Below are 7,839 nucleotides of genomic sequence, written 5' to 3'. Positions count from 1 at the left end.
GCATTGAAATGGATAGATACATCCAGATCCACCTCATGGGCATTACAGGCCGCCACTATCCGCTTGAGCACGTCCTGCTGGCTGGCGCCGTTATTACAGGTGCAGTCATGCACTGTATGTCCCATAGACACTAATTTTTCTATAACCTTATCTTTCACCGCCCGTGCTTCCGTTGACTCCCGAATCAGGCCTACAGCGCCACATGCGGTCATTCCGTCCGGGTTATGTCCGGCGTGTATATTAATTCTCATAGTTTTCCTCCTGAAAAGAAAGGAAGGGGATTACTCCCCCTCCCCCTGTGAATCTATTTTGTTTTTAAGTACCGCCACATATTTAGATAGCCATGTGGGAACATTTGCACCCATTCTACCAGCGTTTTCGATAATGGACAGCAGTTCATTCAGAATATACCATACGGCCACCAGAAGGCCAAAAAATGCCTTGAGGCTTACCTGTATACCGGTCTGCGCTGCCACATGAAGGATAATATAATCCACAACCATAGCCGCAGCAATCACGCATAGGTATCCGACTTTTTTGATTATTCCCTGTTTTCCTCTTTTTGAACTCCATCCGTAGGCCGGATTATCCGGATGCTCCAGCGCCTCCTGCTTGCTTGCCAATATGCCGGTGATATAGTCAATGACCATCACAACGGCCAGAATAGCAATGACTGGCAGCAAAATTCCCAGACGCGCAGAGAGCCAGGCAAGAAGGGCCGCAGCCCCTGCATGAATTGCATAACATGTCTGTTTCATAGTTTTAATCCTCCTAAAATAATTTATAAAGTGGTTTTTCTTGTCTGAAAATCCAGTATCTCAAATAGTCGTCCAATACAATACCTACAGCTGCCACCACTACCCACAACACTGCAAAAGGCAGACATACCTGCCCCATGATGTTAAAAGGCAGCCCTGAGTAATCCCAGACCTGCCATCCCAGACCAATATTAATTATGCATCCGGCTATAAACTCCACCGTAGTTATAATAACTGCTCCGATGATGCACTGCTTCCAAAGTGGCATCTCCCAGGGAATAACCTCGTTGATAAGTCCAATCAGCCAAAAGCAGAGGCCGCCGACCAGAAACATAGTCCAATGGCTACACCCCCGGAATATAAACTCACAAAGCACATACAGCAGGCCGCCGATGCTGCACAGCACCAACGGCCTTACTGCCCTCATATTGTCTGAGCCGCAATCATAACCTTAAGCGGCTCAGACTGACATTCTTCTGGAAGTTCCATCCCATAAACTATGCCAGCTACTTCCTCCTTGGACTCCAGACTCCGGATATAAATCCGCAGATCCCGGAAGTATGTAACATGCCAGGTCACCCATGCCATAGCCTGCGTAATAATCAGCCCCATATCTGCATTGCTGTAAAACTTACAATGCTCTTCCTCATTACTGGTATGCCAAGGGATGCTTTCTTCACCAGCCGCCACCTGGCTCTGCAGGCCTACAAGGCTTGTCTGGTCATGCTCCGTCAATGTGAAATGCTCCACTGTCCCATCTGTCAGCGTGACATTAACGCCGCTCTGGATTGCGGCCTGCTGCAGCGCATTCATTTCCTGTACCTTCGACTCCCGCAATTCTTCAAGCGTTGGCTCCGGCGCCGGTTCGGGTTCAGGGGCAGGTTCCGGGGGAGTCCATATGCTGCCGTCACAAGATAATTGATAACCGTTGTATGCCGCCGTCACCTCGTCGTTACGGTATATGGTTGTGTATCCCAGGTAATCATCCCCGCCGATATCCAGATCGCCCGCCGCGTCCAGATACAGCCGGAAGCCCTTTGTACTTATTACCGGCTCTGTACCTTCCGGGAATTTAATGGTTACTATATTCCCGGCCGGAACCACAGAACATTTTATAAAATCTTTGGACTGCAAAAAATTAAGGTACGCCATAGACGCATACCTCCTTTCTGTTTACGATATTTTGTTTATAGTTTTATTTCTTTACTGCCGTTAAATCAGAATTTACAGGAGCTACAGGAGGGTATGATGAAAATAGCAACTAAAACAGTCACTGTCACAACAGGCAATGGCGGCAGTACGTATCAAAACGAAATTGACTTAAATGATATGGGATTAGATATCAGTAAAATCATTGCCTGCTATTTTGAACCCACGAATGCCGGTATCGGCCTGACAAGCACCGGTGGCGGACAATGCACTCTAGCCAAAAACTACAATACAGCTACAGGCATATTAACTATAAGTATTGGTAGTACTACATATTGCCGCCCAATGACATGGACTGGTACAGTTATTGCTATAACCGCTTAAGCCCGCTTTAGCTTCCATGAACGATTATGTATCCATTCAGCTGATATGCCCCAACATTACCATTACTGTATAATTTATATGTTATCACTCCCGTTGCTGGATCATAGGAAACTATTTGTGCATAAACGTAAGTATGTCCAGTAGCACTTGTATACGTATGCTCTGTCCAGCCTCCGGTTATCCCAATATTAATGTTATCTGCGGTAATATTGGCGTAATCAGCAAAATCGGAAGAAATGTTAAGACTGCCATTAGTAGTTTGAGTAATAGCATACACCTTAACATCACTACCCAATTTTTTTGGAACTGAATCAGCACCTATTACATACTTTCCGGTTTCATCTTCATAAAAAGACAAACCTCCTAAATTCTGATTTAATTCCTTTACCGCCAGTGCCCCCGCAATATACCCTGTCTGCGTATTTGCCGCAATATCGTCCAGATTATCAATAATCTTAGACTTATCGGCAATCCCGCCAGCGGGTATTGTTGGCCTATCCGTCAAATCTGAGTACCTCCCAGAAAACGCAACATCTTTAAGATCTACAAACCATTTCATGATTTTCCCAAATGATACTGACAGTTTTTCCCCAGAAAGTAAATTTGTCCGGCTTCCAGCCTGGGTAAACTTATTTACCACATTGCTGGCATCCCCAGTTTTATCAAGTTTTTTTACGACTTCCGCGTCCAGAACATCCATGTTGTCGTTAAGGTCCTGTACGTTTACAGGATCGGTTCCATCCGGCTTCATCAGCCGGAAATTAGGTGTTAATTGCATATTCTCTTTGCCTCCTCTATTTCTTTTACTTTATTCCAGCCATAGGCCGCCAAGCTGTTCCAGGTGTATTCCTCTTCCTGCAGGCCCGTCCAGGATACATACGGGGTTATCTCATTTATCCGTAATCCATTCCAAGTGTAAGGCCGCAGGTCATTCCATGTTTTCGGTTTCAGGTCATTCCATTTAACATATTTGTAGTCAAATGTATACCACAGATGCGCGGGTTTTATTTCTTCCAGCATTGTAATAAACGCCTGCATGTTCCGAGGAATGCCGTAAATGCCAATAAAGCGGACGATAAAGTGGTAATTGGGATTATCCTCAATAACCTCTACCTCCCCGCCTGAAAATGCCTCAGCAGCATCCTTAATCATCTCCGCCGTGGTAGTTCCTTGGCCCCTGATTTTAGCCATGATAATTTCCCGGCGCTGCTCATAACTCAAGGACACATTTGTGGTAACACCAAAAACCTCTTCCCAGCGGAGCAATCCCCATGTTGCTGTACTGATAAATCCCTGTGAAAAAATATCTTCAAAGACATTCTGTAATATTCCCAACTCATATCCTTCTGTGCTATATATTTCTTTTATTTCAGTAATATTAGCTATAAATTGGGGAACGTATTGAGATAGTTCTATATAATAATCCATCTGCACGCTTCCGGGTGTGGAATCCCTGGCGTACTGTAATAGGCCATATTTATTTTTACCGTACATATCAGCCACCTCCCAAGTCATTCCACTTCATGGCACCCTTTTTTAAGTATACCGTGTCATGGTTATGACTTTTTGCTGCGGCATCCGTTATCCCGTATCCGGCCAACGTTGTAGGGTTACTTCCGCCTGTCACATGCCCTTGCGCATTTACGGTAACGCTCTTATAGGTTCCTGCGGTTACACCGCTGTTAGGGTGGGAATATTTTGTATCCGTAAATACCCGCGTCACCCAACCGCCCCACGTACCGCTTGTGCAGAAACGCACATATTCATTGGCAGGATTAGCAGCATTACGAAAAGTCTGCATTGTAATATAATCCGTGGCAGACGCCCAGCGTATTAATTCAATGTCAAGCAGGAATGGCTGTCCAGTTACAGGAATATTTGTAATATTGGCTGCACCCCCACTGGTCTTTTCGATACACCGCATAATACATGGTGTACCTGAAGAAAGATTTAACGTATTAATATCCAGAGTCTGTCCGGTTATGTTTATCCGCCTGAAACCCTTTGCATAAAATTCACCGGTTGCAGGGTTTGCCAGGAAATGGGTAGATTTACGGACAATATTGGTTTCCGTAGAGTCATTGGCATTCCCGGACAGCATCATCCGGTAATCTGCACTGCCGGTTGTATTGGTCTGCGTAACTTTGGTATCGCTATCAGTATTCCATTTATCCAACATGGGCTGTGTGATTTCATCCAGCACGACCTTGTTTGAGTGTGTATGATTCTGACTGGTGTCCACGTCAGACGACGTGATATAGCCAGAATCATTCGTGAACTGAGACAGCTTCGTAGGCATATCCGTTATCTGACTCTTGGTATGGTTATGTGCAGATGGGGTATAAGAAGAAGGCTTTCCAGTAATTTCAGTCCAGCCATAAGCCGGTTTTGTTTCCGCCTTGGCCCATGCCTTTACATCCGATGCTGGCAAAGCAGATGGCTTGTTTTTTATATAAGCATCTGAGGCAGCATCTGTGGTATTCCAGTCTGGCTGCACATTCACTTCAGCACCGGCAGCAATACCGGATAATTTATCCAGCATGGCCTGCGTCAGTTTGTCAATCACGCCCTTATTACTATGGGTATGTTTCTTGTTGTTGGCATCATCCCAATTATTCCGTTCGACCTCAGTAACATGCATAACTGTATCGCTTATATGGGTGTATGCTGCATTCCATGCATCAAGCAGGGATTGTGTTATCTTATCGATAATGCCCTTGTTACTGTGGGTATGACGTTTGCTGTAGGCATCATCGTAATAGGCTTTATCCTCCTTACTCAGTAAACCGTCTACGCTCTGGGTTGCCTTTGGGATAGCATTGGCGGATATCGCTACCCATTCCGTGCCGCTCCACCGGTATGTATAATCTGTATCTTTTACATTTACCGTCCACCCGTCGTCCGGCTTAGGGTAAGCCGTGGCAAGGTCAGCAAAGGAGTTTACAGCCTCTTTCCAGTCAATCGCTGTTTCCAGTGTGGAGAACTTATTGTCCACCTCATTCCGAGTGTACTTATCATCCCAAATGGGCTTGTTTGTATTTATGGTGCTACGGATGGATGCCTCCGCAGATTCCGCCCTTGTGGTTTCTGCTTTAATATCCTCAGCGTTTTTATTTTCCGCCGCCGTGGCGCGGGAAGACTCTGCGGTGATATTGTCCGCATTTACCTCTTCGGCGGCTTTCGCCCTGCTTATTTCCCCGGTCAGGTTATCGGCCAGTTTTTTTTCCGCGCCAGCTGCCCGTTCTGCCTCCGCCGCAATGGCATCCGCATTTTTCTGTTCTACCGCTTCTGCCCTCCCCGTCTCCGCATCCAAGCGGAGGGATAAAATATTTTCGGCCTCCTGCGCCCTGCTGGCTTCGGTGTCGATCCGACCGTCCAGACGCTGCTCTTCCCCGGTTGCCCGCTCTGTTTCAGCCTGCAGGTTCCTGTTCAACTCCATCTCTGTAGATTTTGCCCTAGCCTCTTCCGCGTTTACGCCGCCCTGTGTTTCAAGGATAGCATCCTGCACGATGTTTATATCCTGTGCCTCCACGGTATCGCCGTCTGTCTCATAGGATACATAGACCACCTTTTTATCCGTCTGGATCCGGATGATCCTTTTCCAGGGCATGAGGCTTGGGGTGGACAGCGCATAAGTCTGCAATTGCTCTCCCGTCAGGGTGGGGCCGGTATATACCGCCAGGGTACTGTCCACGATATTGTCATGCTGCAACTCCGCCTCATATATCCCGCTGTCCGGTATCTGGATTTCCTCTTCAATTACATAAACTTTTCCATCTACTTTATTTAATTTATCGCAAAATACGGAAAGGTCCATCATTCCCCCATCACCTCCAGTGTCACCGTTCCGATGACCGCTATCTGCTCATCCGTAAGCTCTATGTTGTGCTCATAGCCGTTTATGGTAAGGCCTGCGTAATCCTCTACGCCGGTAGTCCCCAGGAGGATGTTCCCCGCGCGGGCGTATCCGACATAGGAGATGTCAAAGGCGTTGTCCCGCAAAAATGTATCAAAAGTTTCCCGGAAGGAAGCCTGCGCTGCACCGAGGTTTATTCCATCCTTAAGCTTTACTCTCCCCATGACGTTGACTGGCAGCTCCTGCGCCGATGCTACTGTGACCGTGGCGCCGATAGGCCGCATTTCTTCAATATAATCTTTGACTTCCTTTATTAAGGCCGGCGTAGCCGCCATTTTATCCTCATCGGCCACAACCACCTTAACTGTGCCGGGACCATAGGCCAACGGGAATATTTTGGCAGCTCCTACCCCTTTACAGGCCATAGCCCAATTATAATAATCGTAGATATTTCCGCTGGTGGATGGTTTCCGGAGTATGGTCAGATAACGTTCCCTGAAGGCCTCCGTTTCCTCCTCGTCATTTCCTTGGGTAATCAGTTCCGTCAGTTCGGCTGACTTAAATCCCTGCAGGTATCGGATTGGTGTGATACTCCCACGGCACGCATTTCCCTGGCTTCCAACCGTTTCACATATAAGTTCATACCCATTCTGTACTCTTCCAATAACAGCAAAATTTAACTTTCCTCCATTAAATCTGGTCCCATTGGGAACATCCAAATCTTCAGGCACAAAAGTTCCTTTCCAAACAGCTGCCGTTGCCGGATGAGGATATATGTTTCTTTCCTTGGCACGCCTTACTAAATTTTCTCTGGAAGCGGTATCCGTAAATACTTCCTGTAATATAACATCCGCTGTAATATAATTTTTTTCGATCTCATAAGCTGCTGGCACAAGCGCGTTATGTATTAATGTCCCTTCCGTAGTAGATACTTTCTGCGGCACTCTTTCACGGAGAGACTTTAAAATACGCTCATATGTCTGATTTTCAAACCTTTATACTCGCCTCCCCTATATCACTGATTACTGTAAAAGACATTCTCAGTTTTTCCCCATCTATGATCGATTCAAAATCCTTAATTCCCTGAATGTGCGGATTCACTTTCAATGCTTCCTCCACGGCACGCGGCGCATCAAATTGAATAAATTCGTCAGAATAAGCCTTCCCGATATACTGTTCCAATTCTGAACCGTAAACCCATGAATATGCAGGATACCGAAACCGTTCCACCTTAAGGCAAATCCATATCCATACCTTAAGCGCCTCAAGCCCTTCCACAATTTCCCCTGTCAGTTCCCCTGTTTCAAAATCTATTCCATATTCCCGTGGTATGTCTATCGTCTTTACAGGCTTTTCTTTTTCTGCAAATGTGGGGAAAATACTCATAGGCTCACCATCTTTCCAAGCACAAGGTACTGGCTGTCACTGATTTTTTTTACGGCTACAATATCTCCCTTTTTTAGCGGCTCAAGGTATTCGCTGCCGTCCGTGCCATCTTCATTGATTTTTACTTTAAAGGCAACCGGATGAATTAAATGCTCCGCAAAAAATAAATCCTCTGCCATCAGGGAAAGCCCGTCAACATCACACGTGTTCGGCCCGGTCATAACTCCCAGCTGCGTGCCTGTAGGATTATTTTTCTCCCCCTCCTCCTGCATGATTCCTATTAAATCCTCAAATGCGCTCATTGTG

Annotated in this window: 11 protein-coding genes; 1 reads left to right on the top strand and 10 read right to left on the bottom strand. The window is 46.3% G+C overall.

Features of this window, described 5'->3' with window-relative positions; all coding sequences use genetic code 11:
• From FYJ45_RS25105 to FYJ45_RS25090, 4 genes are all read right to left on the bottom strand, one after another.
• Nucleotides 1-251, bottom strand: a 251-nt coding sequence (locus FYJ45_RS25105) for an N-acetylmuramoyl-L-alanine amidase (protein WP_195841980.1), incomplete at its 3' end; no start/stop codon positions are given.
• A gap of 30 nt (nucleotides 252-281) precedes the next feature.
• The gene (locus tag FYJ45_RS25100) at nucleotides 282-758 is read right to left on the bottom strand and encodes a phage holin family protein (protein WP_117531791.1); all 477 of its coding nucleotides are present in this window, start codon (nucleotides 756-758) and stop codon (nucleotides 282-284) included.
• A 13-nt stretch (nucleotides 759-771) separates the two neighbouring features.
• The gene (locus tag FYJ45_RS25095) at nucleotides 772-1,185 is read right to left on the bottom strand and encodes a putative ABC transporter permease (protein ID WP_154467806.1); all 414 of its coding nucleotides are present in this window, start codon (nucleotides 1,183-1,185) and stop codon (nucleotides 772-774) included.
• Nucleotides 1,182-1,910 carry a DUF4376 domain-containing protein gene (locus FYJ45_RS25090; protein ID WP_154467804.1) on the bottom strand — a complete coding sequence of 243 codons (729 nt, stop codon included), beginning with the start codon at nucleotides 1,908-1,910 and terminating at the stop codon, nucleotides 1,182-1,184. The genes FYJ45_RS25095 and FYJ45_RS25090 overlap by 4 nt, the downstream gene beginning before the upstream one ends.
• 93 nt (nucleotides 1,911-2,003) lie before the next feature.
• Here FYJ45_RS25090 and FYJ45_RS25085 point away from each other — a divergent pair, with 93 nt between their 5' ends.
• Nucleotides 2,004-2,291 carry a hypothetical protein gene (locus FYJ45_RS25085; protein WP_154467802.1) on the top strand — a complete coding sequence of 96 codons (288 nt, stop codon included), beginning with the start codon at nucleotides 2,004-2,006 and terminating at the stop codon, nucleotides 2,289-2,291.
• Nucleotides 2,292-2,298: 7 nt separating this feature from the next.
• Here the strand turns inward: FYJ45_RS25085 and FYJ45_RS25080 are convergent, their stop codons facing one another.
• From FYJ45_RS25080 to FYJ45_RS25055, 6 genes are all read right to left on the bottom strand, one after another.
• Nucleotides 2,299-3,069: a hypothetical protein gene (locus FYJ45_RS25080; protein WP_154467800.1), complete on the bottom strand. Its 771-nt coding sequence runs from the start codon at nucleotides 3,067-3,069 to the stop codon at nucleotides 2,299-2,301.
• The gene (locus FYJ45_RS25075; RefSeq protein WP_154467798.1) at nucleotides 3,060-3,785 is read right to left on the bottom strand and encodes a YmfQ family protein; all 726 of its coding nucleotides are present in this window, start codon (nucleotides 3,783-3,785) and stop codon (nucleotides 3,060-3,062) included. The genes FYJ45_RS25080 and FYJ45_RS25075 overlap by 10 nt, the downstream gene beginning before the upstream one ends.
• A gap of 1 nt (nucleotide 3,786) precedes the next feature.
• A complete protein-coding gene (locus tag FYJ45_RS25070; RefSeq protein WP_154467797.1) occupies nucleotides 3,787-6,111 on the bottom strand; it encodes a hypothetical protein in 2,325 nt (774 codons plus the stop codon).
• Nucleotides 6,108-7,040: a baseplate J/gp47 family protein gene (locus tag FYJ45_RS25065; protein ID WP_321170305.1), complete on the bottom strand. Its 933-nt coding sequence runs from the start codon at nucleotides 7,038-7,040 to the stop codon at nucleotides 6,108-6,110. The genes FYJ45_RS25070 and FYJ45_RS25065 overlap by 4 nt, the downstream gene beginning before the upstream one ends.
• Before the next feature lie 94 nt (nucleotides 7,041-7,134).
• Complete coding sequence (locus FYJ45_RS25060; protein WP_154467796.1) at nucleotides 7,135-7,533, bottom strand: DUF2634 domain-containing protein; 399 nt, start codon at nucleotides 7,531-7,533, stop codon at nucleotides 7,135-7,137.
• Nucleotides 7,530-7,835 carry a DUF2577 family protein gene (locus tag FYJ45_RS25055; protein WP_195841979.1) on the bottom strand — a complete coding sequence of 102 codons (306 nt, stop codon included), beginning with the start codon at nucleotides 7,833-7,835 and terminating at the stop codon, nucleotides 7,530-7,532. Before FYJ45_RS25055 ends, FYJ45_RS25060 begins: the two co-directional genes overlap by 4 nt.
• Nucleotides 7,836-7,839 lie beyond the last annotated feature (4 nt).

Origin of the sequence: Eisenbergiella porci, from assembly GCF_009696275.1 — a bacterium.
Lineage (GTDB): Bacteria > Bacillota > Clostridia > Lachnospirales > Lachnospiraceae > Eisenbergiella > Eisenbergiella porci.
This window is presented reverse-complemented; position numbering and strand designations above follow the sequence as displayed.